Origin of the sequence: Bacillus capparidis, assembly GCF_017832095.1 — a bacterium.
In the GTDB taxonomy this organism is placed as follows: Bacteria; Bacillota; Bacilli; order Bacillales; family Bacillaceae; genus Bacillus; species Bacillus gobiensis.
Genome location: NZ_JAFDST010000001.1, coordinates 62,467 through 86,806, shown reverse-complemented (window position 1 = coordinate 86,806; position 24,340 = coordinate 62,467). Strand labels below are relative to the sequence as shown.

Here is a 24,340-nt window from a genome sequence, read left to right as displayed (position 1 = left end):
ATTTATGTTATAGAAAGAAGGGATCCATTCACATGACGATTCGACTGCTTGCTGACAGCGGAGCTGATCTGCCAAAAAGTTACTATGATGAAAATAACATTACATTTATTCCATTAAGAGTCAACCTTGATGAAAATGAATATGACGATTTAATCACAATTCGGCCTGGCGAGATTTACGAAGCGATGAGAAACGGAAAATCCCCCAAAACCTCTCAGGCATCTCCAAATTTTCTGAAGGAAACCTTTACAGAACTCGCGAAAACCGCGGAACCCTCAATATATATCGCATTTTCTTCCGGACTCTCTGGTACATACGACACGGCGGTTATGATGAAAAATGAAGTCTTAGAAGAATATCCTGATTTCGATCTGAAGATTATTGACTCAAAAGGCGCCTCATTAGGCTGTGGATTAGCCGTTATGTATGCTCAGGAGCTTATTAGCACCGGAAATACAATACAGGAAGTTGAAGAGTCTGTAAAGAACTATTGTGAAAGTCTTCAATATATTTTTACAGTTGACGATTTAACCTATTTAGCAAGAGGCGGACGTATAAGCAAAACTTCAGCCTTTGTCGGTGGCCTGCTTAGCATTAAGCCACTTTTGCACATGAAGGATGGAAAGCTTGTTCCGTTAGAAAAAATCAGGGGACGAAAAAAATTAGTAAAACGCATGATTGAACTGATAGAAGCAAGAGGCGTAAATTTAAGCGAACAAAGAATCGGAATCAGCCACGGCGACGACATTGAGCTGGCAAATGAGGTGAAAGAGCTGATCGAAGAAGCTTTTCAACCTAAAGAGATCGTCATTAGTATGATTGGTGCCGCAATCGGAGCCCACTCAGGTCCCGGTACGCTTGCCATATTTTTTGCAGGAAAAGAATAGACAGAAAGTCTTCTTCTGCCTTACATGTGAAATAGAAGAAGCCGGCTTAGATTAATGAGCCGGCTTTTTTAGTTGAGATATAAAATTATCTCTTTCATGTTTACTTTGATGTACTTTTGTCGTTTCTTTAGATTTTAATTTGTGCGATCTCTCCAGGTTATTAGCGCTGCAGTTTTTTCTAGAAAAAGACGAAGAAACTTAGCATCCAGCCTGTATTCTTCTTATTATTTTTCTTTTGTTATTTCGTAAGTCCAGCTTCCCTCTTGACGCACTTTACCCTGCTTCATCAAATGACCTAACGCACGTTTGAAAGCACCTTTGCTCATCTGAAATCGTTCTTTGATATCTTCCGGGTCACTTTTATCTGAAAAAGGCATAGCTCCATTTCTCGTTCTCAAATAGGAAATGATTTGTTCTGCATCAGTGCTCATCGAATCCTGTTTCCTCGGCAGCAGAGATAAGTTGACAGAGCTATCGTCCTTAATCGCAATCACACGCGCCTTAAGCTGTTCGCCAAGCCTTGGCTCTTCCTTGCGTTGGGATGGATGGATAAATCCCCTGATTCCCTCTTCAGAAATGACAAAAGATCCTGAAGCGATTAATCGATAAACCGTGCCCGTTAATTCTTTATTCATCAGGCTTTGATCAGCTGGTTGAAACAGCTCCTTTATGACATCTTCAGGAGCAGGCTTTGCGAACATGCGTCCATATTTTGTTACTTTCATCATGCAATACAGCTTATCGCCTGCTTTTGGCCAAATGCTTTCAAAAGGCGGCAAATGCTCTGTCGCTACTAACGCATCCTTTGACAGGCCGACATCGACATAGACTCCTCTGCCTGAAACTACGTCGACAACCTCGACCCAATCGTAAACCTCTTCCGTTATTTTCGGCATTTTCATTGTTGCAGCCAATCGTTCCTCATGATCAACATAAAGATACACAAGTACCTCTTCACGATCGGAAATATCCTCTATGATCTCGCTGTTATGAAGCAGGATAGTCGATTCTCCATCAGTCAAAAAATATCCGTAATCTGCTTTTTTCTCTATTTCTAAAGTAACCTTTAAACCGGGTTTCATTTGTTTCTTCCTTTCTGTTTCCTGTATCATCTTATATTATCTCCAGCTACGTTGGAAGTTTGTACTTTATTCTACTATAATCAATTCATAAGATAAATGACGAGGAGGCCGAAAATGGCAAAAGAGAGTTCATTTGATATCGTATCAAAGGTAAACTTACCTGATGTCCAAAATGCAATCGGAAATGCGATGAAGGAAGTAGCCAACCGATATGATTTTAAAGGAAGCAAAAGTGACATTACACTTGAAAAGGACGAGCTAGTGTTGGTTTCAGATGATGAATTTAAAATGGATCAGCTGAAGGATGTATTGGTGAACAAGCTGATCAAGCAGAATGTGCCGACCAAAAATATTCAATATTCGAAAAGCGAAAAAGCCGCAGGGGGCACGGTCAGGCAACGTGGAAAACTTGTTCAAGGGATCGACAGCGAGCAAGCGAAAAAAATTAATAACCTGATTAAAAATTCCGGAATCAAAGTAAAATCCCAGATTCAAGGCGATCAGCTCCGCGTCATAGGTAAAAACAAAGACGATCTTCAGCAAATTATCTCTTTAATCAAGGGAGCAGACCTACCTATTGATGTCCAATTTATTAATTACCGATAAATTACTAGTTGATTATTTCGTTCACTTCATGTAAATTGAAAATACTATTATTTTTCATATCATTCATACAACTTATCATGAGAAGCGGAGGGACTGGCCCTGTGAAGCTTCAGCAACCGGTGCAATGATTCAATTCATTCATGACCAAGGTGCTAAATCCAGCAAGCGTACTTGCTTGAAAGATAAGGAGACAGCGGAAACGAACAAAAGTCTTCTTCAAACAGAAGACTTTTTTTATTTATAGTTCGTACTTGAGGAGGAAATTATGGGACTGATCGAAGATTTGCAAAAGAAAATTTTAATCGCCGATGGTGCGATGGGAACACTTCTTTATTCTTATGGAATTGACCGGTGTTTCGAAGAATTAAACATTTCTCAGCCTGAAGCAGTTCGCGGCGTTCACCAAGCGTATGTTAATGCCGGAGCTGATATTATTCAAACAAATACGTACGGAGCAAATCATATAAAGCTATCCAGATATGGTCTAGAAGACGATATTAAAAAAATCAATGCAGCTGCTGTTCAGCTCGCAAAGGCAGCTGCAGAGCAAGCATATGTGCTCGGTACTATCGGCGGTATCCGCACTTTTAATAAAAGTGCCCATACGCTCGAAGAAATCAAACGAAGCTTTCGTGAACAGCTCTACCTTCTGCTTCACGAAGAGCCTGATGGGTTACTATTAGAAACGTATTACGACCTGGAAGAAGCACAGGAAGTATTAAAGATCGCCAGAAAGGAAACGGACCTTCCGATCATTGTCAATGTGAGCATGCATGAACAAGGTGTTCTTCAAGACGGTACATCATTAGCCGATGCCCTTGCTTCACTGGAAGGTTTAGGAGCCGATTCAGTGGGTATGAACTGCAGTCTCGGACCTTATCACATGATTCAATCCCTTGAGGAGGTCCCACTGCCAAAGCATTCATATCTGGCTGTTTATCCGAATAGCAGCTTACCGGCATTAGAGGAAGGACGCTTGGTCTATGAAACAGATACGGATTATTTCGGCGAAAGTGCGCTAAAATTTCGAAATCAAGGAGCGCGAATTATCGGCGGCTGCTGCGGTACGACTCCTGCACACATCAAAGCAATGTCAGAAGCCGTCAAGCAATTGCATCCAGTTACCGAAAAAAGCGTCAAGGTCAAAAAAACGGATCCCGTCCATGTTCAGGATATCCGCGAGGAGCCTTCCTTGGACGAACTTGCAAAGCAAAAGCGGACAATTATCGTGGAACTTGACCCTCCTAAAAAACTTAATTTTGAAAAATTTCTGCATGCGGCTTCTGAGCTTCAAGCCGCCGGAATTGATGCACTTACGTTGGCTGATAACTCGCTAGCGACTCCGAGAATCAGCAATGTTGCCTGCGGGGCGCTATTAAAGCAGAAGCTTGACATGAGATCGCTAGTTCATATCACTTGCCGAGACAGAAATTTGATCGGACTTCAGTCCCATTTAATGGGTCTTGATACGTTAGGTCTTCAAGACATCCTGGCCATCACAGGAGACCCATCAAAAATAGGTGATTTTCCAGGAGCGACCTCGGTATATGATCTGACTTCCTTTGATTTAATAAGACTGATTAAGCAATTTAATGAGGGAGTATCCTATTCGGGTAAGCCTTTAGGGAAAAAGACAAACTTTTCTGTTGCAGGTGCGTTTAATCCGAATGTCCGCCATATTGATAAAGCAGTTAAACGATTGGAGAAAAAAATTGAATGCGGAGCTGATTATTTTATTTCACAGCCCGTTTATTCCGAAGAGCAGCTATACAAAATCTATGAAGAAACGAAGCATTTGACAACGCCGATTTACATTGGCATCATGCCGCTGACCAGCAGCAGAAATGCTGAATTTATTCATAATGAGATCCCGGGGATTAAACTTTCCGACGAAATCAGAGAGGCCATGGCGTTTGCCGGAGAAGATAAGCAAAAACAGGCAGAGGAAGGACTTTCTATTGCAAAATCCCTTTTAGATACAGCATGTGAGTTATTTAACGGAATCTATTTAATTACTCCCTTTTTACGGAGCGATCTAACGTCAGAATTAACGACTTATATACACCAGAAGAAAAAGGAGATACATCATGTCCACGACCATCAATGATCAGCTAAAAAAGAGAATTCTCATTCTAGACGGTGCCATGGGTACAATGATTCAAGATGCCAACCTTTCTCCAGATGATTTTGGCGGAGAAGAATACGAGGGCTGTAATGAATATTTAACAATCACTGCGCCCCACGTTATCAGGTCTATTCATGAAGATTATTTAGCAGCTGGCGCTGACTTGATTGAAACAAATACATTCGGGGCAACGAAGCTTGTATTAGATGAATATGAGCTCGGACATTTAGCATTTGATATTAACGTAAAAGCAGCTGAGTCGGCAAAAGAAGCTGTACAGAAATTCTCAACTGCCGACTGGCCTCGTTTTGTTGTAGGTGCTATGGGCCCTACGACTAAAACACTGTCAGTTACCGGGGGTACAACGTTTGACGAGTTGGTTGCCAACTATGAAGAGCAAGCAAGAGGCTTGATAATCGGCGGCTCTGACCTTCTTTTGCTGGAAACAAGCCAGGACATGCTGAATGTGAAAGCTGGGTTTATCGGTATTCAGGAAGCCTTTGCGAATACAGGCAAGCAATTGCCTTTAATGGTATCCGGCACGATAGAACCGATGGGTACCACTCTGGCAGGACAAGATATTGAAGCATTCTACATTTCCCTTCAGCACATGAAGCCGATCAGTGTCGGATTAAATTGTGCAACGGGACCGGAGTTTATGACCGATCATCTCCGGACGCTTTCTTCCTTTTCGTCATCCTACGTCAGCTGTTATCCGAATGCCGGACTGCCTGATGAAGAAGGGCATTATCATGAATCCCCTTCCTCTCTTGCGAAGAAAATTAAAGCCTTTGCCGAGCAAGGCTGGCTGAATATTATCGGCGGCTGCTGCGGAACGACGCCGGCACATATCGAGGCGCTGCGCGAAGCAGTTTCCGCTATTCCTCCTAGAGAGATCCCGAAAGACAAGCTTCCTCATTCGGTTTCCGGAATTGATGGACTGTTTTACGAAGAAAGCATGCGCCCTCTCTTTGTAGGAGAACGGACAAATGTCATCGGCTCCAGAAAATTCAAGCGACTCATTTCTGAACAAAAGTTTGAAGAAGCTTCAGAAATCGCAAGAGCGCAAATTAAAAACGGTGCCCATGTCGTGGATGTCTGCTTGGCAGATCCCGACCGTGATGAAGCTGAGGATATGGAAAACTTTATAAAAGAAGCGATGAAAAAAGTTAAAGCTCCTTTTGTCATTGATTCAACAGATGAAGCTGTGATTGAGGTAGCCTTGAAATATACGCAAGGAAAAGCAATTATTAATTCTATTAACTTAGAAGACGGTGAAGAACGGTTTGAAGAGGTATTGCCACTAGTCAAAAAATATGGTGGAGCTCTTGTTGTAGGGACGATAGATGAGGAAGGCATGGCCGTCACAGCTGAGAAGAAGCTGGAAATCGCGATTCGCTCGCATGAACTGCTCACAAAAAAATACGGCATTCCGTCCACTGACATTATTTTTGATCCGCTCGTCTTCCCGGTCGGAACTGGAGATGAGCAGTACATCGGCTCTGCGAGTGAAACCGTCAATGGCATTCGTTTAATTAAAGAAAAGCTTCCCGATTGCTTGACTATTCTTGGCGTCAGCAACGTCTCATTCGGTCTTCCGCCAGTAGGAAGAGAAATCTTAAACGCGGTTTATTTGTACCACTGTACGCAAGCGGGACTTGACTATGCCATTGTTAATACCGAAAAGCTTGAACGATTTGCCTCCATACCAAAAGAAGAGGTTGAAATGGCGGAAAAGCTATTGTTCCAGACGGATGACAAAACCCTTGCCACTTTCACAGAGTTTTATCGAGGCAAAAAGAAGGCTGACAAAAAGCCAAAGCAGTCACTATCTCTTGAGGATCGTTTGGCCGAATACGTCATTGAAGGGACAAAAGAAGGGCTGATCCCGGATTTGGAGGAGGCGTTAACAAAATACAGCACTCCTCTTGAAATTATCAATGGACCTTTGATGACCGGCATGGCAGAGGTTGGGCGTCTCTTTAACAATAATGAATTGATCGTCGCCGAGGTTCTGCAATCAGCTGAAGTGATGAAAGCGTCTGTCTCTTTTTTGGAAAACTACATGGAGAAAAAAGACGAGAGCGGAAAGGGCAAGATTATTCTTGCGACCGTCAAAGGCGATGTTCATGACATTGGCAAAAACCTAGTAGATATCATCCTAAGCAATAACGGCTATAAGGTTGTAGATCTTGGCATTAAGGTGACTCCGCAAGATTTAATCGCAGCTGTCCGCAAAGAAAATCCCGATATCATCGGGCTATCCGGGCTGCTTGTCAAATCCGCCCAGCAAATGGTCATTACGGCACAGGATCTCCATGAGGCTGATATTTCTCTGCCGATTATGGTAGGAGGTGCAGCCTTATCAAGGAAATTTACGAAAATGAAAATCTCTCCTGCTTATACTGGACCAGTTCTTTATGCAAAGGATGCGATGGACGGACTGGCCTTGGCCAATGATCTCCGAACAGACTTAGACCGATTTATCGAGGAGAAACGCCAGCAGGAAACGCCGGCAGAAACCGTTCAAGAGAAAAAACAATCAGAAACAGCAGTGAAGCTTCTTGAGAAGAGAGCCGTTATATCTGAAGCTCCTGTCTTTGTTCCGGAAGATTGCAAACGGCATTATTTAAAAAACATCGACCTTGCCAGTATCGTTCCGTATGTCAATGAACAAATGCTGATCGGCCATCACTTAGGATTAAAAGGAAAAGTGAAGAGGCTTTTGGCTGAGAGAGATCCAAAAGCGATGCAGCTAAAAGAAATCATTGATGAGCTTCTGCAGGAGGGGAAAGAGAAAAAATGGTTTGATCCTGAAGTTGTCTATCAATTCTTTCCAGCATATAGTGAAGGGAATGATCTTCATATCCTCGACCCTGGGAATCAACAGGATATTCTTGAAACGTTCCATTTCCCGAGACAAGAGAAGCTTCCGTTCCGTTGCATTTCCGATTATGTGCATACAAAGGATAAGATTGACTACGTGTCATTTTTCACGGTAACAGCCGGACGCCATATTAGAGAAATTGCTAATCAGTTTAAAACACAGGGAGACTATTTAAAAAGCCATGTCGTTCAAGCGCTCGCTCTAGAGCTTGCAGAAGGCTTGGCGGAGCGGACGCATCAAATCATCCGTGACCGCTGGGGCTTCCCTGATTCTCCGGATTTCACAATGGAAGAAAGATTCCAGGCGAAATATCAGGGACAACGGTATTCCTTCGGGTACCCTGCCTGTCCGGATCTTGAAGATCAGGCGAAGCTCTTCCGCCTCATTCAGCCGGAAGGAATCGGCGTTCAATTAACAGAAGGGTTTATGATGGAACCTGAGGCCTCTGTGTCGGCAATAGTAGTTTCTCACCCCGAAGCGCGTTACTTCAATGTACATTAAATACCAAAAGCTGCCCATCAAGTGATGCGACAGCTTTTTTCTATATTACGATTATATGCGTTCAATACGCGCGGCAGCAAATTGATTCCAACGAGCGGAAATCGCCTGTAACGCATTGTCTTTATCCTGATAAGCACCAATTTGAGTTCCATCAATGATCACGCGGTATATGTTACTGCTAGCTTTTTTTTTCAGACTAAAGCTTTTTGCCAATCCGTTTACGTGCCCTCTTGCGACTCGTGTAATCCATGCCGGGTCTTTCATTTTATTCGCATCCGATTCGTCCGAAATAAATCCGTTTTCGGTTAAAATCGCTGGCATTGTTGTTTCACGAAGTACATGGAAATCTGCTTTTTTCCGTCCGCGATCTCTTAGTTCATTTTGCTTCAACACTTCTTCATGAATGATTCGTTGATAGCCAGCTGTAGCAGATTGATCGGAAAGACTAGTGTGAATATAATCTTCATATCCTTCTGCAGATCCATTAAAAGAATTTACGTGGATAGATAAATAAAAATCCGCTCCCCACAGATTGGCTGAATTGGTTCTTGCTGTCAAAGAAACCGTCTGATCGCCTGTCCGACTTAAGCGTATATCTACCCCTTCATATTCAATTCGCAATATCTCAGCAATCTTTTGCGCTATTGAAAGATTCACATGTTTCTCAAGCAAGCCATTTCCAGAAGCTCCACTATCTGTACCTCCGTGGCCAGGGTCAATAAATAGCTTCACTAGATATGCCTCCTCTTACTTGATTTAGATGGTTGTCCTATTTAACTATGACTTAATCTTTTACCATCACTACTAATCTATGAATTTGATCAGATTTTGTTCTGGCATTCCCCTAGTGTATTTAAGCATTTTTTAAGTCTTTTGACCGTTTTTTAATGACAAGGTGTAAAGACATGTGTAAACTTAATTAGCGTAAGATGATGAAGAAACAGAGGTGGCTTATTTGAAGAACAAACAAATTTCAGAGAGGAAGCTTCTCGGCATTGCCGGAATGGGCTGGATGTTTGACGCAATAGACGTTGGCATCCTGTCGTTTATCATAGCAGCATTGCACAGTGAGTGGAATTTAAACCCTCAGGAGATGAGCTGGATCGGCAGTATCAATTCAATAGGAATGGCCGTAGGCGCTTTCGTTTTCGGTATCCTTGCTGATCGGATCGGAAGGAAACACGTCTTTATTATAACTCTTTTATTTTTCTCGATTGGCAGTGGATTGTCTGCACTAACGACGACTCTTAGCGCATTTTTAATTTTGCGCTTCTTTATCGGAATGGGCCTTGGCGGAGAGCTCCCAGTGGCTTCGACGCTCGTATCGGAGTCAGTGGCACCTGAAAAACGAGGCAGAATTGTCGTTTTGCTTGAAAGCTTTTGGGCAGTTGGCTGGCTTATTGCCGCCTTGATTTCGTATTTTGTGATCCCTTCGTTTGGATGGCAAACAGCTCTTATTTTAACGGCCATTCCTGCACTTTACGCCATATATTTACGAATCGGCCTGCCGGATTCACCGAAGTACGAAACACTTGATGTGAAAAAGAAAAACGGTTGGATGAAAAATATTTCATTACTATGGTCAAAACAATATAAGCGCTCAACAACCATGCTATGGATCGTCTGGTTCTGCGTCGTCTTTTCCTATTACGGAATATTCCTATGGCTGCCAAGTGTCATGGTTATGAAAGGCTTCAGCATGATTCAAAGCTTTGAATATGTCCTTATCATGACGCTTGCCCAGCTCCCAGGTTATTTTTCTGCAGCGTGGCTCATTGAGAAAGCTGGAAGGAAAGCCGTTCTCATGATCTATCTAATAGGAACGGCCATCAGCGCATTTTTCTTCGGAAATGCCGAGTCTCTTCCAATGCTTCTTACATTCGGGATGCTTCTTTCCTTTTTTAACCTCGGTGCCTGGGGAGTTTTATACGCCTATACACCAGAGCAATACCCGACAGCCGTCAGAGGCTCCGGTGCAGGGCTGGCAGCATCCATCGGCCGTGTCGGCGGCATCCTCGGTCCGCTGTTAGTCGGATATATGGTCACACAAGGAACATCGATCGCGATTATTTTCACTATTTTCTGCGGGTCAGTCTTTCTCGCCGTGTTAGCGGTCTTCTTTTTAGGAACGGAAACAAAGCAAAAAGAAATTTTTTAAACCCTTTGCCAAGCAGGAAAACTGATTTTCCGCTTGGCATTTTTTATCCTTTTGTTCCACCAGCGGTTAAACCGGAAATGAGATACCTTTGCAAAAACAGAAAAACCAAGGCAATCGGGATGGCAATTAGGATACTGCCGGCTGCGAATCTAGTGAAATTATTAGCAAATTGATTATTAATAAAGGAGAAAAGACCTATGGCAAGAGTAAAGTTTTCTGGTGATCTAATAATAATTGAAGGCAGCAGAAAATCTGTAAACGGCGCCATAAAATTAAACAAAGCCACAACTGCCAAAATCGGCTTTGCCAGCGGCAGCATGATTTTGAAAAAGACAGCAAAATGCCCTGCACCGTCGATTCTGGCCGCATCATCAAGCTCCCTGCCAATCGTATCAAAATAGCCTTTGACCAGCCATGCATTAAAAGGGATCTGCCCGCCGATATAAATGAGAATGAGCCCCGCCAGTGTATCGAGAAGCCCGAGCATATTCAACAGCACATAAATCGCGACCATTGCCATTAAAGAAGGGAACATTTGCAGCAGTAAAAAGGTATACAATCCATATCTTCTGCCGACAAACTTATACCGAGAAAAAGCATACGCAATCAGAGCAGTCAAAAGAACCGAGATACCTGAATTGATGACGGCGACAATGAAACTGTTTTTGTACCAAAGCAAATAGTCACTTTCTGCAGAAGTAAAAAGCCACTTATAATGGGTAAATGACCAGTTTTCCGGTATCAAGGCGGCAGTATACAGACTGTTTCCTGAATTTAATGACAGCCCTATCGTCCAAACAAGAGGGTATCCAATCAAAATAAACATAATAAAAATAAACAAATACATGAATGTCACTTCGATTTTTGATTTCGTTTTCGCAGACATTACAGAGTCCCCTCCTCTTTAAAGGATCTCGTTCGTCTGAATTGAAAAAATGCGGCTGCAGACACGAAAAGCCCAATCAGTATAGATATGACTGCTGCCATATTGTAGTTATTCGTTTGAAAGGTCAGTTTATAAACCCAGGAGATTAATATATCCGTCCCTCCCGCATTTTGTCCTCTGACAGTTGGTCCTCCTTCATTAAACAAATAGATTATATTAAAATTGTTAAAATTCCCTGCATATTGCATGATCAGCAAAGGAGCAGTCGCATAGAGGAGATGAGGGAGCGTAATCATGCGAAACTTCTGCCATTTGCTTCCGCCATCTACATCAGCAGCCTCATACCAATCCTTTGAAATGCTTTGGAGAACTCCTGTAAACAAAGCAAAAACAAACGGAAAGCCAAGCCAAGTTTGAATGAGAATCAATGCAACTTTCGACCAAAACGGATCTGACAGCCATGGAATCGCTAAGTGAAAATAGGAAAGAAGATCACGATTGATTGTACCAAATTCATCATTGAACATTGCTGCAAAAATTAAGATCGTTACAAAAGCAGGAACTGCCCATGGAAGGATGAGCATCGTCCGAATGGCTCGTTTGAATTTAATCCGGGGATCGTTAACAATTACCGCCAGCAGCAAGCCGATCCCAATTTGCAGAGATGTTGCAAGAAATGTCCAGATGAGTGTCCATGAAAGGACGCTGAAAAAAGTATCCTGCCATATCGGAACTGTAACTAAATCGATAAAATTCGCAAACCCTACCCAATCTAGAAGATTTCTTGGCGGTGAATTGTAAAGATTATAATTTGTAAAAGCGAGTGCTATCATAAATAATAGCGGCAGCACAACGACGAAAATAAGCATGACAAAGCCAGGTGTAATCATCAAATACGGGAAGCTCGAATCCCACATATGCCGCAGTATCTCTTTAAAGCCAGCACTCGGGATTCCTGCTTGTTTCTCTCTCGCATCGAGATACGCATCACGGATATTGTAAATATATAAAACAAGAGCGAAACAAACCAAAATAAGTGAAATAATTCCTTGGATTAACAGAAAAATGGAGTGATCAAGCATCGGGATTTCCCCAAGGGTGATTAGTCCCCAAAACCCGATATTGATAAAATTAGCAAAGACGATCAAAAATACAGCTCCGATCATAAACAGGAATATTCCTTTTACGTATCTTCGATTATACAATTGACCAAGCCCTGCAAATATTGCAGACAAAACCAGCGCTAGCCACGGTCGATGTACTCGTTTTAAAGACGTGCTATGCGCCGGCTTCTCCGTCTTTAGATCTGTCATTACCTTTCTCCCCCCTTTTTAAGGGATAGGGGCAAGATAGATGCCCCTATCCCAATAGGATGTTACTTCCCGCCTCCACTCGCTTCAATGTTGTTCTTGATTTCCTGAACAGATTCTTCAAGCACGCCGGTGTCTTCCCCTTTGGAGAGCAGTTCAAGCGCTTTATTAAATGGCTCCCATACCTGCTGAATTTCAGGAATGTTCGGCATTGGTTCCCCGTTCTCAACCTGTTTGGCAAATGCACTTATCAGAGGATCCGTTGTAATTTTTTCATTTTCCAAGGCTAAGCGGTTTGCCGGCATTTCGCCAGCTTTTTCGTAATAAAGAAGAGAGTTTTCTTCATTTGAAATAAATTTCATTAAATCAGTAGCCCATTCGCTATTTTTAGAATAAGAAGAAAGCATCCACGACTTCACACCGACTAATGAGGCTGCAGGACTTCCATTAATATCAGGAAGCGGAGCTGCACCAAGCTTTTCACCCAATGCGGCTTTATATTGCGGCAAAGCCCAAGGACCATTTAAAACGACTGCTGCATCCCCTTTCTCGAAAACACCATTTAAAATATCCTGAGTTATCTCCGTAGGCATTTTCTTGTCAGCAAACCATTCCGAAATCATTTGTCCCGTTTGTACAGCACCTTCATTCGCCAAACCGATATCATTTATGTCGTACGTGCCATCGGCTGAACGTTTGAAAATGTATGAATCGTTGTTTGAAAAAAATGGAAAAGCAAAATAAAGATTCGCCGCTTCCATTAAAAAGCCATATTGTTTCTTTTCTGAATTTGTATGTTCTTTCATAATTGCTTGAAGTTCATCCAAGGTTTTTGGAGCTTCGTTTATTTTATCCTTGTTATAAAAAAGCCCGTACGTTTCAACGACCATAGGTAAGCCATAAGTTTGCCCTTCATAGGTGACAGCAGAAACAGCTGTTTCCGAGTATTGCTTTTCTTCTTCTCCCAACTGAACTGGAGCTGCTAATCCTTGAAGCAAAATATCTCCAAGTCTGTCATGAGGCTGAAAGAATAAATCCGGACCTTTGCCGGCAGGTCCGTCCAGTGAAAGCTTTTCAATTTGACTCAGCATATCCGTTTCAATCATTTCGATTTGTATTCCAGTTTTTTTCGTGTATTTTGTGAATATTTCTTTTAATGCCGTTTTCTGATCTTCATTGTTGTTCACCCAAACGACAAGCTTTTCCGGTTTTTCAATCCCTTCCGATGAAGATCTCTCTTTTTGTGCGTTATTCACTTCCTCTGCGCTACGTTGCGGTCCGCAGGCGGCAAGTAATCCGAAGACTAGAAAAACGGCGAAAAGCGTTAAAAGCAATTTCTTCATTTCTTCCCCCTCCATTATCGAAAAAATTAAGACAAACGCCTTATAATTGAAAACGTTTACATTAATATTATAACTTTCCCTCCAACATTATCCATCTATTTTTTAACCCATCCATGAATTGACATGGTTTATCGAAACACTTATTCTAATCATAAACGAAATGCGAGGTGGTCTTTGTAATGTTTAAAGAAGCCGTGTATCACCGTCCACGAGGCAGTTATGCATATGCATACGATGAGAAAACCATTCATATTCGGCTGCGTACGAAGAAAGCGGATGCAAAGAGAGTTCAGTTGATTTTTGGCGATCCGTATGATTTTGACAGCGACCGTAACTGGATGGCAGAAAAGCAGGATATGGAGAAAATCGGAAACGATGAACTGTTTGATTATTGGCTCATTGCCGTGCAGCCTCATCACCGCAGGCTCCGTTACGGATTCGAACTTTTTGGAGAAAGCGACAGCATTGTTTTAACTGAAAAAGGCTTCTATGACTCCGCACCTCTTGACGATGTCGCCTACTATTTTTGTTTTCCCTTTATTCATAAAAATGACCTTTTAAAAGCACCAGATTGGGTAAAAGACACGATTTGGTATCAAATTTTTCCTGAGAGATTCGCCAATGGTGATCCTTCAAATGATCCCGAAGGAACTGTGCCTTGGAATAGCGAAGAGCCAAAGGTTGATAACTTTTTCGGAGGCGATTTCCAAGGAATTATTCATCACCTTGACTATTTACAACAACTTGGAATTAACGGAATTTATTTCAATCCATTTTTCATCGCACCTACAAACCATAAATACGACACGAAAGACTACAAAGAAATCGACCCTCAATTCGGCGACAAAGAAACATTGAAAAAACTCGTCAACGAATGCCATAATCGCGGAATCAAAGTTATGCTAGACGCCGTTTTTAATCATAGCGGCTATGAGTTCCCTCCATTTCAGGATGTGCTTAAACATGGTGAACAGTCAAAATATAAGGACTGGTTCCACCTTCACGAGTTTCCTTTGCAAACAGAGCCTATCCCTAATTACGATACATTTGCCTACGAGCACACGATGCCAAAACTCAATACGTCTCATCCTGAGGTGAAAAAGTATTTTCTGGAGGTCGGTACATACTGGGTGAAAGAGTTTGATATTGACGGCTGGAGACTTGATGTCGCTAATGAAGTCGATCATCATTTTTGGAAGGAATTCCGCCACGCTGTAAAAAGCATCAAAGACGATGTATATATCCTCGGTGAAATTTGGCATGATTCTTTGCCATGGCTGGAAGGCGACCAATTTGATGCCGTGATGAATTATCCTTTTACAATCGGTGCTAATGATTTCTTTTTAAAGGATAAAACCAGTGCCAGCCAATTTAAAAATACGATGCAAACAGTGCTGAATATGTATCCCCAGCAAGTAAATGAAGTCTCCTTCAATTTACTGGGCAGCCATGACACGCCTAGAATATTAACGATTGCCGGCGGGAACAAGGAAAAAGTAAAACAGGTTTTGGCCTTTCAGCTCAGCTTTCCTGGCTCGCCATGCATCTATTATGGTGATGAAATCGGGATGGCAGGAGAAAATGACCCTGGCTGCAGAGCATGTATGATTTGGGACGAGAACCAGCAAGACCAAGATATGCTGAATCACGTAAAAAAGCTGATATCCCTTCGCCGCTCCTTGCCGCTTATGCGAAATGAGGGAAGCTTCCGGATTTTAAACACGAATCCAGATGACCAATCACTTATATATACGAGGGAAGACGATGATCAAAAGCTCATTTGCATGATGTCTAACAAGGACAGTGAAAGTAAAGTAAATCTCCCGGCTGAACTAGGACTTGCCGGAAAAAAGGTAGCGGACATCTGGACAAACGAAGAAATCAGTTTTGAAGATGACGAGACGGAGATTACCCTCCCCGCTTATGGATTTAAGTTTTTGCTCCTTACAAAATAGCTGCCAGCCTGGCAGCTGTTTTGTTTTATAAGGGTTCTCTTAAGATGTGATTTGATTATTTCTTTGATATATAATGCCCTGTTCGTCACATTTTCCGGCGATCTTTCCTTCATTTGGGCGGTCATCACAATTGAACCATAAAACATCCCATTCATCTGCTGCCTCCCAGTTCCTCCATGATCTCTGCTAAAACCTTAATTCCTTTTTCTAAATCCTGCATTGAAGAGTATGCATAGGAAAATCTGATGCAGCTGGATGCTGCCGGATCGTAAATATTTCCTGGATTAATAAGAACATTTCGTTTCAATGCTTTTTCGAATAATTCATGTACTCGTATTTCCTTCGGGAAGGTGATCCATATGTAAAATCCTCCAGCTGGAATCGTCCAATGGGCGCTCCCGCCAAAATAAGTTTGTAACAGTTGCAGCGCCTTTTCTCTTCGTCGTTTCAGAGCGCTTCGTATCACCTTTAAATGTTCGTCATAGTAGCCTTCGGACAGCCATTCGGCGGCAATCGATTGCGATAAAGCGCTCGTTCCATAATCCGTCTGCATTTTTATGTCTGCCAGCCTTTCTATGACAGGCTCAGGACCAATAATCCATCCGACACGAAGGCCGGGACTGGCTGTTTTCGATAAGCTGCCGACGTACAAAATATTTCCTTCCTTGTCCTTTGATTTCAGCGGAGGCGGAGGAGGATCGTCGAGCCAAAGATCCCTGTACACGTCGTCTTCAATCATAGGAAGCTGTTCCTCCCGGCAAAGCTTCTGGAGCTCCTTTCTTCTGGCTTCTGACATGGTAATCCCGGTTGGATTGTGAAAAGAAGGAATCGTATACAAAAGATCTGTAGAGAGCTGCTGCTTGTATTGGCGCAAGAGACTTGTTTTTACCCCATCCTTATCCATCGGAACCCCAATTACTTGTGTGCCTCCAGACTGGAAAAACTTGATTGAATGAAGATAGCTCGGGCTTTCCGCTAATACGATCGAACCTTTTTTTAGCAGGCCAAAGGAAACGAGCTGCAACGCTTGTAACGCTCCTGACACAATGAGTATGTTGGACGGTGAAGCCTGAATGTCATATCTTTCAAGGTGCTTGCTGACAGTCTGCCTTAGAATGATGTTGCCTTTTGGTTCTTCATAGCCAAGTGCTACTTTAGAAAAGGACATTTTCTTTATTACACTTTCCATTTTGCTTACTGGCAGCAGGTCTTTAGAAAGCTCACCTGTTCCAAGCCGGATGATTTCTTCGTTGAATTCCTCTCTGTTTATTTTTTGAATGATAGAAAAATTGGGGTGGTAGCTTCCTTTTTTGACGTAAGAATTCCAATCCAAAGATGCATACGCTGACAGCAGGCTCCACGTATTGTTGCATACCTTCGTACCGCCTCCAGTTTTCCCTTCCACCAAACCTTGGGCGTAAAGTTCACCCATTGCTTCCACCACTGTACTTCGATTGACTTGGAACCGTGCGGCTAGAGCTCTCTGGGAAGGGAGCTTTGTTCCAACAGTCCATTCCCCATGAATGATTTTGCGCTTTATAAAATCTTCTATTTGTTTATGAAGCGGGATGCCAGAATACCTATCTATTTTCCATTCCTGATCCGTCATATGTGCCCCTCTTAGCTTTTTTCTTTAGCTTATCATTTGGTTGGGTTAAAAACCATCCAAATGGTTGGAGACTTCGGGTAGTCTCTGCACTTATACTGGTGGAGAAAGAGGTGTATTACATTGAATGGAATGCTTCATGGATTTATTTTAGCTTTTGGCTTGATTCTGCCATTAGGAGCTCAAAACGTTTTTATTTTTCAGCAGGGGGCTTACCATAAAAGCTTGGCAAGAGCATTTCCTGCAATTCTCACGGCTTCGATTTGTGATACCGTTTTAATCGTATTAGCTATAATGGGCATTTCTGTTCTGGTTTTTGGAAATCCCGTCGTTGAAAACATTTTAATCGGCGCAGGCGTTCTATTCTTGTTTTATATGGGATGGACGACTTGGAACAGTGAGATTACTCAAGCAGATGACGGTTCCGAAAGCTTCTCTTTGAAAAAACAAGTGAGTTTTGCTGCGTCCGTATCTCTTCTTAACCCGCATGCCATTTTGGATACGATCGGTGTGATCGGCACAAGCTCTCTTCAATATTCAGGAATGGAAAAGCTGCTTTTTGCCTTCACGTGTATTCTCGTATCCTGGATATGGTTTTTCTCACTGGCTTTCTGCGGCTTTGTATTGCAAAAAAAGAATCCGTCCGGGAGATGGATGCTCATTTTAAATAAAGGATCGGCGTGTCTTATCTGGGGAATCGCTGCGTACATGGCCGTAAGCCTTTTTACATAAGAAACAGCTGCTGATCTGCAGCCTAGACAATTCGCTTTGCATACTGGTAGAATGATGAAAAATAGATAGAGGTAGACGGTATTGAAAAAAAGATTAGGCTGCCTTCACGCCCATTATTCCAATATTGAATATATAGAAAATGCACTTTCTTCATTTGACATCGAAATCTTGCATTTTGTAGACCCGGCATTAATCTATCGTGTGACATCAGATCATAACTTCCTGGCATCAGATGCTCAAAATAAGGTAATTGAACAAATTGAATGGATTGCGCAATCCAAAGTCGATGCAATACTTATTACTTGCACAAATTATATTGCTTTTTTGGAAGAATGCCGGCTCTCACTTTCCATTCCAATTATTAAGATTGATGAACCTTTCTTTCATGACATTTGCAATATACAACAGCCACAAACTATCCTTTTTACAAATCCTGCAACTGTTGAGGGTACTTTAAATCGTCTTCATCTTTTTGCTGATACATTCAAAAAATCATTAGATTTAGAAGTTATTGTTATTGAAAATACCTTTGATTTGATTATGAATGGTCAAAGAGAAACGTACAATCAAGAAGTAACTAATTTTTTAAAACAAATGTTAAAAGATGAAAAGAAGGTTATTTCCGTTGCACAGCTATCTATGGTTAATGCTGCTGGGAAAGTAGAGGACGAAACATCTAGGACAATTATTAATCCCTTAAACTCACTCGTATTATCCATTGTTAATCAATTAGAATTAAAGATGAATGTTCAGTCGTAAAGCTTGGATTTAATATGGTCCCCTTCAGGAAGAAGGGGATTTTTACTTTATCATATTTCCGCTAGAATCGATTGTTTCTCTTCTGAGGTAATCGAATGACGATCATTAAAAACCTGATAATTGTTCATTCTTATTTTATTTAATATCGCTTTATAAAAGTACGCTGCCGCTTTCACCGAATTCCTCGAATACAAGGGGTATTCATTGATTGAATCAAAAGCTTCTTCGTAATACGCTTCCGCTTCAAATGCGAGATATTCCCACACCGAAATAAACTCCTGATTCACATCTCTTTTTCCGATAAGCTCGTCTGAATAACCAAACTGAGCCATCGCTTCCTGTGGCAAATAAACCCGGTTTCGCACTTCGTAATCCTCGCCGATGTCCCGTAATATATTGGTCAGCTGCATCGCAAGCCCTAATGAAACAGCACTATTGTGCAGACTCTTTTTCTTTCGGGGGGCAAGAATCGGCAAAAGCATGACGCCAACGGTACCAGCTACGAGGTAAGAATAATAAAGAACTTCTTCTAACGATTCATACCTGCTTTTTTCTAAATCCATTTTTTGGCCTTGAAGCAACTCATTTATCGGTTCTCCATCCAGTTGAAACTGTTGAAACGATTCATGAAGGGCAACCCACATGTAGTGATTTGAATCAAATTCCCCTTTCAAAAATAAGCTCCATTCTCTTTCAAATTCAATTAGCTCCTCTTTCGGAGACTTTCCTTCATCCACAATATTGTCAATGGTGCGGCAAAGCGTATAAATTGCCCATACTGCGTTTCTTTTTTGTTTAGGCAGCTTACGGAACGCAGTATAAAAACTATTTGAATGTTGTTTGATCACATTTTCGCATTTTTTGTAGGCATCTTCTGCAGTCATCACTATTATCACTTCCTCCAAGATTTTTTTCAGTCTAACACGTATGGAAAGTCCGGGAAACAATAAAAATGTCTAATGTTTCTCTTTCTTCACAATAGCTTTCGCAGTGATTTTGGCCGACTCCAGAATTGTCGGCAATCCGCTTCCCGGGTGTGTTGCTCCTCCGACAAGCCAGCAGTTTTCCAGCTCTTCAAATTGATTGTGAGGCCTCATCACCATCAACTGAGAAAGCATATGGCTAAGAGAGTATATCGCCCCTTTATATATGGACATGTCTTCTTCCCACTGTTTCGGCGTTATCGTCTTTTCAATGACCACATGCTTACGAAGATCATTAAAGCTTGTCCGTTTTTCAATCGTATCGAACACGAGCTCACGGAACCGCTCCTCGTGTTTATCCCAATCGATTCCGCTCTTGCTGTTCGGAACGGGTACGTGAATGTAAAGCGCAGAACCCCCTTTTGGAGCGAGTGTAGAATCCGTGACACTGGCGTTTTGAATATAGATAGAAGGATCATCAGGAAGCTCAAACGATTTCGTCAATTGCTCCGAATTCCGCTTATAATCATTGGCAAAAACAATTGTGTGGTGAGACAGGGGATAGCATTTATCCAATCCTAAGTACATCGTATACGCCGAACACGAATACGATTTGTTTTCAAGCCTTCTCTTTGAATATTTTTTTAAGACGCCTTCATCCACCATCGTTGTCATCGTATGGGCAAAATCACTATTTACTATTACCTCATCCGCTTCAATCCTTTCTCCGGAAAAAAGCTCTACTCCTTTTACTATTTTGCCATCGAGCACTAGCTTTCGTACTCCTTTTTCCAAATAAATGATCGCACCGAGCTCAGCAGCTGCTTTTGCCATAGCTTTGCTTAGTTGGTTAATCCCACCTTCCGGATGAAAAACACCGTATTCATGTTCTATGTATGGAAGGATTGAAAATAAGCCCGGTGATTCCCATGATGACATTCCAAGGTAGTTTGATTGAAAGGTAAATGCCTGCTTGATACGTTCATCCTTAAAATAAGAGGAGACATCGTTGTACAAGCTTTTCGTAAGAGACAGCCAAGGCAGAGCACGCACGACCCTCCAGCTTGCATAATGATAAAACTTGTCCATTTTGCTCTGCAAAATCGGAACAAGTACATTCATTTTTCTTTTCGTTTTTTTCATAAAACGAAGGTACCCATCCCCGTCTCCAGGTGCTATTTGATCAATCCGTCTTTTCATTTCTTCTATATCTTGTGTCACCTTTAAGCTTGTCTCATCAAAAATAAGCTCGTAAAGCTCTGTCAGCTCGATCATCCTTATATAGTCATGAAGATTTTTCCCCGCGTAGGCAAACACGTCTTCGGCAATATAAGCCATATTGAGAAAGGTCGGTCCTTTGTCAAACATAAAATCGCCGAGTTTCAGACGTGAATTGCTGCCGCCAATCGTCTTTTTCTTTTCAAATACTTCGACATGAAATCCTCTACTCGCGAGCATCATAGCTGCGGCGAGTCCGCCTGGGCCAGCTCCGATAATCAGTATTTTTTTCGCCATATTGTCCTCCTTTCACTTTAAGGGAATAGCCAGGCTGCAAAAAACCTGGCTCATTGCCCCTACTCTTCGATATCAATTCTGTACTCTTCAAACCACGTGTGAATTTGAGCAAGGTGAGCCAAAAGCTGAGGTCCCATCATTAACTGGCCGAACCAAGGGACTTTAAAAGAAGAGCCTTTTGTATCCAGCAATTCATTCACCTTTTTTATATCCAATAAACTGTGGAGGACGGAGTCTTTATTTTTCAGTAAAGAAGAAAGCCACTTCGAAACAGCTTCTGTATAATATGGATGGTGCGTTTTCGGATATGGGCTTTTTTTCCGATACAAGACTTCTTCCGGCAAGATACCTTCCAGTGCTTTTCGCAAAATCCCTTTTTCTCTGTTTCCATGCATTTTTATTTCCCATGGAATATTCCAGACATACTCTACAAGGCGATGATCTGCAAACGGCACTCGCACTTCAAGGCTTGCTCCCATGCTCATTCTGTCTTTTCTTTCCAAAAGAGTATTCATAAACCAAAGCATGTTTAAGTAAAATAACTGCCTTCTGCTTTTCTCGATTTCCGTCTCGCCTTCAAGAAGCGGCGTTTCATTCAATGTATCTTCGTATCTTCTTCTCACGTACTCCGGCAGATTTAACTTGCTTTGCCATTTGTCCTGGAGAAGTCCTACACGTTCACTTGTCGATCGCATCCATGGAAACCCTTCCTCTTCTCCAGGCTTATGAAACCAAGGATACCCGCCGAAAATTTCATCAGCACATTCTCCAGATAAACTAACGACAAAGTCTTTTTTTATTTCACGGCAAAACCAAAGCAAGGATGAATCAACATCCGCCATACCCGGCAAGTCCCTTACAATGACCGATTCTTTCAAATGATGAACGAGCTCATCCTGAGAAATGATACAGCTGTGGTGCTGAGTCCCAAACGTACTCGTCATTTTCTCAATCCAATAGCCATCCGCATTCGGCTGAAAAGCGGAGGCTTTAAAGTATTGATCATTGCCTTCATAATCGATGGAGAAGGTATGCAGCGGCCCTTTTCCTTCCTTCTCAAATTCCGTTGCAGCAATCGCTGAAATCGCGCTTGAATCAAGTCCTCCGGATAGGAACGTACAAACAGGCACATCTGAAACAAGCTGTCTCTTCACCGCATCTTTAAACAGATCTCTAACGGTTGAAACAGTTTCTTCAAGAGTGTCCTGATGCTTTTCGCTTTTGACATTCCAGTATCTCCAAACCTTCAATCCATTTCGGGAAAACGTCATTGCATGGGCGGATCTTAGCTCTTTTAAGCCTTTAAATACGGCCGATCCCGGCGTTCTGGACGGTCCAAGGGCAAAGATTTCAGAAAGCCCTTCCCGATCTACCTTAGCTTTTACATCCGGATGCGCCAATATAGCTTTTATTTCTGATCCAAATAAAAAAGACGATCCTGACTCTGTATAAAAAAACGGTTTGACTCCGAGACGGTCTCTTGCAGCAAATAAACTTTCCCTGCTCTCATCCCATATCGCAAATGAAAAAATTCCGTTCAAGTGCTGCAAGCATTCTTCCTTCCATTCAATATACGCATGGAGCAGAACCTCTGTATCCGATGTTCTTTTAAACTCATGGCCCCGCTGAATCAATTCCTTGCGTAGATCTTCGGTGTTGTATAGTTCTCCGTTGTAAATAATTGTATACTCCTCTTGTTTATGGACGCTTCTCATCGGCTGCCGTCCGCCGATTAAATCGACTACGGCCAACCGTTTATGGCCAAATAGAACATGGGGTCTTCCCCATACATTTGATTCATCCGGTCCTCGTAACAACAACGTGTCTGCCATATCCTCAATAATCGAGGTTTCATGGGAAATTTCTTTTTTGAAATCAACCCATCCAGTGATTCCACACATCAGCTTCAGCTCCAATCTTAGGTTGTATCCTTTAATACCGTATGATCCTTGCACTTTCAATAGTTTATGCTACCGCAAAGAATAGTTGAATTGTCCAAATGGAGTTGTATGGGACGAGCTTGTTTTGGAAACACAATAAAATAGAAGAAGATGTAAGGAGAAAAAACATGTTGACAGAAGAGCGAAAAAAAAGAATATCTCTTGAAGCGGGAAGCTGTGCAATCGGCTATATTATGATTGAAGACGGCCATTGTCTCATTGAAGACGAAACCGGAGATCTTTTCTTGCCTGAAAGTATAAATGGCCTTATTTGGATGAATACCGGAGCAGCATGGGCGGAGGGCACACTTTGTGGAAGTAAGCATGAATTTCAAATGAAGGATAAAATCATTAAGCTTAAAGGCGGAGAAGAAATAAGCTACCCTTTGAACCTTTTTAAGCCGCTGGAGGAACTGTTGGAGCAGCTGAATGACCGGCAATTTGAATTGCTGTTACGGGAGCTAAACCGGCTCGGCTTTTCACTCTTTGATTGCGTGTACAGTTTTCACCCTCTTTCTTATTCATCTTTAAAGAAGGAATCAGACTTTTCCGGGGCTGGTTTTTTTCAATTTGCAAATGACATCAGCCACTGTTCCTTACAGCATCATTTTAAAAGAGGCGAATTCACAAGTGACCGATTTGAATTTACCCTTTCATCAGGAGAACGCAGCCTGCTCATGGAAGCAGAGCAAAAATGAAAGCTGCCAGTACAGACAGCTTTCATTACAGATTAAAACAATTTGAACCCAAGCTGAAGGCGCAGGCCGAGAGCAATCGTGACTACAATCGCGATAATAAAAGCAATCCACATCCCAGTTGTTGATTTTTGTTTCTTACGGCGAATCAACAGCATTTCCATGAACCCAATTGAGATAATACCAAGAATCGCTTTTGAGATGTATTCGCCATTCCAAAGCTGTAAGCGAAACAGCAAGTCTGCACCAGTGGCAATAATTAATAGATAAATAAGCCTTAAAATCATATGGACAATTTTCGCTCCGCTTTTGCTGCCAGATGAATACATGGCATAGGTGACGAACACGAAAATCAAGCCGATGACCCATGTCGTAATATGTAAGTGTGTGCTCAAGTTCATTTAGCCCCTTTCATCAAATCACAATCAAT

At 42.1% G+C, this 24,340-nt stretch carries 20 protein-coding genes and 1 riboswitch; of the genes, 9 read left to right on the top strand and 11 right to left on the bottom strand.

The annotated features are described in order from the left end of the window. Nucleotides 1-32 precede the first annotated feature (32 nt). Nucleotides 33-887, top strand: a complete 855-nt coding sequence (locus tag JOC74_RS00420) for a DegV family protein (RefSeq protein WP_053602443.1) — start codon at nt 33-35, stop codon at nt 885-887. Between the two features lie 224 nt (nt 888-1,111). On the opposite strand, the gene JOC74_RS00415 is transcribed toward JOC74_RS00420, so the two are convergent. Beyond that, nucleotides 1,112-1,969 (bottom strand): CvfB family protein, encoded by an 858-nt coding sequence (locus JOC74_RS00415; RefSeq protein ID WP_053605962.1) that lies wholly within the window; start codon nt 1,967-1,969, stop codon nt 1,112-1,114. 114 nt (nt 1,970-2,083) lie between these two features. Here JOC74_RS00415 and JOC74_RS00410 point away from each other — a divergent pair, with 114 nt between their 5' ends. From JOC74_RS00410 to metH, 3 genes are all read left to right on the top strand, one after another. Then, nucleotides 2,084-2,575, top strand: coding sequence for a YajQ family cyclic di-GMP-binding protein (locus JOC74_RS00410; protein ID WP_053602442.1), 492 nt, complete (start codon nt 2,084-2,086; stop codon nt 2,573-2,575). 69 nt (nt 2,576-2,644) lie between these two features. Beyond that, a riboswitch (SAM riboswitch) is annotated at nt 2,645-2,764 on the top strand. A 76-nt stretch (nt 2,765-2,840) separates the two neighbouring features. Next, a complete protein-coding gene (locus JOC74_RS00405; RefSeq protein WP_053602441.1) occupies nt 2,841-4,682 on the top strand; it encodes a bifunctional homocysteine S-methyltransferase/methylenetetrahydrofolate reductase in 1,842 nt (613 codons plus the stop codon). Next, nucleotides 4,663-8,088 (top strand): methionine synthase, encoded by a 3,426-nt coding sequence (gene metH, locus JOC74_RS00400; RefSeq protein ID WP_053602440.1) that lies wholly within the window; start codon nt 4,663-4,665, stop codon nt 8,086-8,088. The genes JOC74_RS00405 and metH overlap by 20 nt, the downstream gene beginning before the upstream one ends. A gap of 51 nt (nt 8,089-8,139) precedes the next feature. On the opposite strand, the gene JOC74_RS00395 is transcribed toward metH, so the two are convergent. Then, nucleotides 8,140-8,820 carry an N-acetylmuramoyl-L-alanine amidase family protein gene (locus JOC74_RS00395; protein WP_053602439.1) on the bottom strand — a complete coding sequence of 227 codons (681 nt, stop codon included), beginning with the start codon at nt 8,818-8,820 and terminating at the stop codon, nt 8,140-8,142. Nucleotides 8,821-9,091: 271 nt separating this feature from the next. Between JOC74_RS00395 and JOC74_RS00390 the strand changes: the two genes are divergently transcribed. Beyond that, a complete protein-coding gene (locus tag JOC74_RS00390) occupies nt 9,092-10,246 on the top strand; it encodes a niacin permease NiaP (protein ID WP_098945284.1) in 1,155 nt (384 codons plus the stop codon). 43 nt (nt 10,247-10,289) lie between these two features. On the opposite strand, the gene JOC74_RS00385 is transcribed toward JOC74_RS00390, so the two are convergent. From JOC74_RS00385 to JOC74_RS00375, 3 genes are all read right to left on the bottom strand, one after another. Continuing rightward, nucleotides 10,290-11,132: a sugar ABC transporter permease gene (locus tag JOC74_RS00385; protein WP_211086014.1), complete on the bottom strand. Its 843-nt coding sequence runs from the start codon at nt 11,130-11,132 to the stop codon at nt 10,290-10,292. Further along, nucleotides 11,132-12,445, bottom strand: coding sequence for a sugar ABC transporter permease (locus JOC74_RS00380; protein WP_053602436.1), 1,314 nt, complete (start codon nt 12,443-12,445; stop codon nt 11,132-11,134). Before JOC74_RS00380 ends, JOC74_RS00385 begins: the two co-directional genes overlap by 1 nt. A gap of 62 nt (nt 12,446-12,507) precedes the next feature. Continuing rightward, the gene (locus JOC74_RS00375; protein ID WP_053602435.1) at nt 12,508-13,785 is read right to left on the bottom strand and encodes a sugar ABC transporter substrate-binding protein; all 1,278 of its coding nucleotides are present in this window, start codon (nt 13,783-13,785) and stop codon (nt 12,508-12,510) included. Between the two features lie 179 nt (nt 13,786-13,964). Here JOC74_RS00375 and JOC74_RS00370 point away from each other — a divergent pair, with 179 nt between their 5' ends. Further along, complete coding sequence (locus JOC74_RS00370; RefSeq protein WP_053602434.1) at nt 13,965-15,740, top strand: alpha-glycosidase; 1,776 nt, start codon at nt 13,965-13,967, stop codon at nt 15,738-15,740. Here the strand turns inward: JOC74_RS00370 and JOC74_RS00365 are convergent. Next, complete coding sequence (locus tag JOC74_RS00365; RefSeq protein WP_053602433.1) at nt 15,707-15,895, bottom strand: hypothetical protein; 189 nt, start codon at nt 15,893-15,895, stop codon at nt 15,707-15,709. The two genes, JOC74_RS00370 and JOC74_RS00365, sit on opposite strands and share 34 nt — an antisense overlap. Next, nucleotides 15,892-17,349 carry an aminotransferase-like domain-containing protein gene (locus JOC74_RS00360; protein ID WP_053602432.1) on the bottom strand — a complete coding sequence of 486 codons (1,458 nt, stop codon included), beginning with the start codon at nt 17,347-17,349 and terminating at the stop codon, nt 15,892-15,894. The genes JOC74_RS00365 and JOC74_RS00360 overlap by 4 nt, the downstream gene beginning before the upstream one ends. Nucleotides 17,350-17,469: 120 nt before the next feature. Between JOC74_RS00360 and JOC74_RS00355 the strand changes: the two genes are divergently transcribed. Together JOC74_RS00355 and JOC74_RS00350 are read left to right on the top strand one after the other, a co-directional pair. Then, nucleotides 17,470-18,078 (top strand): LysE/ArgO family amino acid transporter, encoded by a 609-nt coding sequence (locus tag JOC74_RS00355; protein WP_053602431.1) that lies wholly within the window; start codon nt 17,470-17,472, stop codon nt 18,076-18,078. A gap of 81 nt (nt 18,079-18,159) precedes the next feature. After that, on the top strand, nt 18,160-18,837 hold the full coding sequence (locus JOC74_RS00350; RefSeq protein WP_053602430.1) for an aspartate/glutamate racemase family protein: 678 nt from the start codon (nt 18,160-18,162) through the stop codon (nt 18,835-18,837). Between the two features lie 50 nt (nt 18,838-18,887). Here JOC74_RS00350 and JOC74_RS00345 read toward each other — a convergent pair whose 3' ends face one another. The 3 genes from JOC74_RS00345 to asnB form a co-directional block, all read right to left on the bottom strand. After that, complete coding sequence (locus tag JOC74_RS00345) at nt 18,888-19,724, bottom strand: phytoene/squalene synthase family protein (RefSeq protein WP_053602429.1); 837 nt, start codon at nt 19,722-19,724, stop codon at nt 18,888-18,890. Nucleotides 19,725-19,793: 69 nt separating this feature from the next. Beyond that, nucleotides 19,794-21,275 carry a phytoene desaturase family protein gene (locus tag JOC74_RS00340; protein WP_053602428.1) on the bottom strand — a complete coding sequence of 494 codons (1,482 nt, stop codon included), beginning with the start codon at nt 21,273-21,275 and terminating at the stop codon, nt 19,794-19,796. A gap of 59 nt (nt 21,276-21,334) precedes the next feature. Beyond that, entirely contained in the window at nt 21,335-23,176 is a 1,842-nt protein-coding gene (gene asnB, locus JOC74_RS00335; RefSeq protein ID WP_053605961.1) for an asparagine synthase (glutamine-hydrolyzing), read from the bottom strand. A gap of 167 nt (nt 23,177-23,343) precedes the next feature. On the opposite strand from asnB, the gene JOC74_RS00330 reads away from it, so the two are divergent. Beyond that, nucleotides 23,344-23,913, top strand: coding sequence for a DUF2777 family protein (locus JOC74_RS00330; protein ID WP_053602427.1), 570 nt, complete (start codon nt 23,344-23,346; stop codon nt 23,911-23,913). 32 nt (nt 23,914-23,945) lie between these two features. Here the strand turns inward: JOC74_RS00330 and JOC74_RS00325 are convergent, their stop codons facing one another. Continuing rightward, nucleotides 23,946-24,311, bottom strand: coding sequence for a YisL family protein (locus JOC74_RS00325; RefSeq protein ID WP_053602426.1), 366 nt, complete (start codon nt 24,309-24,311; stop codon nt 23,946-23,948). Nucleotides 24,312-24,340 lie beyond the last annotated feature (29 nt).